Raw genomic sequence first — 2,507 nt, forward strand, 5'->3', positions numbered from 1 at the left:
GCTTGCGATTCTTGATTCCTTCGGGCACGTCGCCGGCGACGATCCGCCGCGCGAGACCCTCGACGATTGCAGTCTTGCCGACGCCCGGCTCGCCGATCAGGACAGGATTGTTCTTGGTGCGGCGCGAGAGGACCTGGATGACGCGGCGAATTTCCTCGTCGCGTCCTATCACCGGATCGATTTTGCCGGCCGATGCGAGCTTGGTCAGGTCGCGGCCGTATTTCTCGAGCGACTGGTAGGTCGCCTCGGGATTCGACGAGGTGACGCGCTGGTTGCCCCGCACCTTCTTGAGCACCGCCATCAGCTTGTCGTGCGTCAATCCCGCCTCGCGCAGAATCTTCGAAGCGGGGCCCGGTTCATCGAGCATCGCGATCAACACGTGTTCGACCGAGACGTACTCGTCCTTGAGCTTGCCCGCCTCCTGCTCGGCGCGCGCGAGCACGCGACCCAGACGCTGCGCCGCGTAGATCTGTCCGCTGTCAGCACCGCCTCCCGTTACGTGCGGAATTTTGGCGAGTTCAGCGCCGAGCTTGCGGCTCACCGCGTCGCGATCGACACCAGTGAGCTTCAGAATCGACGAGGCCAGGCCTTCGTTGTCTTCGAGCAGAGAGGCAAGCAAATGCTCGACGTCAACGGCCTGGTTATGCGCGCTGAGGGCGGCGTTCTGCGCACGCCCGAGTGCCTCCTGAAGTTTCTCAGTGAATCGGTTGGCGTTCATGTGATCGTCGGTGCGCCTTAATAAAAGCTAATCACTTTCCTGCTGAGGGCAAAAGCGAAATCGACCGTTCGGCGTCGAGGATCAAAGCTGCGCCCGACTGTGAGAATCGCAGTCGGGCGCAGCAGTACTTGTTATCGGCGGCGAAGCCGCTAGAGATTTACAATCGGAGTCGCGCTCGCGCGCACCAGACGGCGGTCCGCTCGCACACGGCGGGTAGCCGCGGGCGCAGGCTCGAACGCCGGATGCAGTCCTGGTTCGCGCGAAGCAGTGGCGGCGCTGGCATGGGCAGCTTTCGGAGCCGCGAGCAGGATGTGGCGGCGTCCCTCGCGAATCAGCACCCCGCGCTCGGTCATCTCGGTGAGAAGCTTGCTGACCATCGGACGGGAACTGCCGATCATCTCGGCGAGTTCTTCCTGCGCGAGTTCGGGCAACAGCAGAGTACCCCGCGAATCAGGCACGCCGAATCGTTCCGCCAATTCGCCGAGAACAATCTCAAGCCGTTTGCGCAGCGACATTCCCAAAAACGTCGCGTAACGGTAAACCACCGAAGACCACATCGAATTGATCGCTTGTGTTATCCGGAGCAGCGCTTCGGGCTCGAGGCTCTTGAGCACTTCAGCGATCTGATGCCGCGTGAACAGCGCTACGCAAGTGTTGGTCAGCGCGGTCGCCTCGAACAGCTGCGAACGCTCGCCGTCCGCGTCGGCAAAATCCGCGTATCCGACGAGGTCGCCGGGACCGGCGATCTCGACCAACACGGGATCGCTGCCCGCACGCGAGCTGTGAACTTTGACGAGGCCGGTAAGCACTGCGAAGACCACGTCGGCGGGAGAGCCCATGGTAAACAGCTCCGCGCCCTTGGGATAGCGTACGAGCATGTGCCGCTCGAGTAGCGTTGTCGCTGCGGAGCGCGGAAGTCCCATCGATGAGAGCTTCGTCAGCAGCCTTTCCTGAGCCTGTGCCGAGACCTGAAGATTCATAGGCAACTCCCCTGTCGGCTGCACCATATGACGGCCGGTGTGTAATTAAACCCTACAAAGAGTTAGCTCAGATGCAAAGCTAGGTCAAGCGCGGGGCGGGATACCGGTAAAGAACTATCGACAGGCGCCCTCAGGCGCCCGCGACCGTCATCTCGGCAATCTTGAGGGTGGGCGCGACCGTGGACGAGCGCCAGTTGAGATCGTTGCCGATCATTTCGACCGCGGCGATCATATCTTTCAGATTGCCAGCGATCGTAATCTCCTGCACCGGATAGGCGAGTTCGCCGTTCTCAATCCAGATTCCGCCCGCGCCCCGCGAATAGTCGCCGGTGACCATGTTCACCCCGAATCCGATGGTCTCGGTTAGATACAGCCCCTGCTTCACCGAGCCGATAATCTGCGCCGGCGTATAGCTGCCGGGCTCGAGATACAGATTGGTGGTCGAGACGCTGGGAGACTCGCCTACCGAACGTGCGGCGTTACCTGTCGGCGAGAGGCCCAGCTTGCGGGCCGAGTAGCAGTCGAGCAGGTAGGTCGCAAGCACGCCTTTGTCGAGCACGGCTTTGCGCGATGTCGGCAGGCCCTCGCCATCGAAGGGCTTGGAGCCGAGACCGCCGGGGATCAGCGCGTCGTCGAAGATCGTGACGCCGGGAGCGCCAATCGTCTTGCCCAATTGCCCGACCAGGAATGACGCTCCCTTGTAAAGTGCGGGCCCCGATGCGGCGCCGACGATCGATCGAATCAAACCGGCAGCCATGTCGGGATCGAACACGACCGGCGCGTGCGTCGTCTTGATCTTGCGCGCCCCG

General features: G+C 62.3%; 3 protein-coding genes. All 3 read right to left on the minus strand.

The genetic code is table 11. The annotated features are described in order from the left end of the window. Window positions 1–718, minus strand: a 718-nt coding sequence (locus VIW95_RS03450) for a Clp protease N-terminal domain-containing protein (RefSeq protein ID WP_331584016.1), incomplete at its 3' end; no start/stop codon positions are given. 149 nt (window positions 719–867) lie between these two features. Continuing rightward, complete coding sequence (locus VIW95_RS03455; RefSeq protein WP_331584017.1) at window positions 868–1,698, minus strand: Crp/Fnr family transcriptional regulator; 831 nt, start codon at window positions 1,696–1,698, stop codon at window positions 868–870. Between the two features lie 130 nt (window positions 1,699–1,828). Beyond that, on the minus strand, window positions 1,829–2,507 hold a 679-nt coding region (locus VIW95_RS03460; RefSeq protein WP_331584018.1), incomplete at its 5' end, for a metallopeptidase TldD-related protein.

This window comes from Binatus sp. (SeqCode), assembly GCF_036522015.1.
GTDB lineage: Bacteria > Desulfobacterota > Binatia > Binatales > Binataceae > Binatus.